Below are 574 nucleotides of genomic sequence, written 5' to 3' on the forward strand. Positions count from 1 at the left end.
CAAGTTATCATTTAAATTATCTAAGGCTATTTTTTCATTTAGGCTTAGGGTTAAGACATTGCTTCTTGCCTTAAAGCCTTGCATATTAAGCCTTCTTTCCTTCAAAGACAGAAGGGGCTGGCTAGCTTGAGTAGGAGAAAAGGCACTGTCAAAGCTGTGTTCGTTGTAGAGGGGATTTAGGTGTTCGTAATTTGAGGGGGCTTGTTCGTTTGAATTCACAGCAGGGCTTGAATTTAAGGCATTTTGTGAATTTAAAGAGGCTTGCGAATTTAAATTCAAAGTCCGTGAATTCAAGCTTGAATTTAAGGCTTGTGCTGTGCCACTAGCTAGCGAGGCATTAGAACTGAGGGCATTTGAATTCAAGCCTTGTGCTGAATTTAAATTCAAGCCATTTTGCGAATTATCCCCTGAATTCAAGCTTGAATTCAAGTTTAAATTCAAGCCAGCCTTCATACTTTGCAAACTCAAAGGAGAAAGCACATTAGCAGCTGTGTGAGTAAAGCTAAGAGCTCTTAGGCTTTCTTCTTTTGACAAAGAAAATATGCAAGGAGAGTTTAGAACATTGTTTGCTTGA

The 574-nt window shown here is 38.9% G+C and carries 1 protein-coding gene; it reads right to left on the reverse strand.

Annotated features, from left to right (window positions below):
• A partial coding sequence (locus tag DMC01_RS14245; RefSeq protein ID WP_185908982.1) for a hypothetical protein occupies positions 1–574 on the reverse strand: 574 nt, incomplete at both ends.

Origin of the sequence: Campylobacter troglodytis (genome assembly GCF_006864425.1) — a bacterium.
GTDB lineage: Bacteria > Campylobacterota > Campylobacteria > Campylobacterales > Campylobacteraceae > Campylobacter_D > Campylobacter_D troglodytis.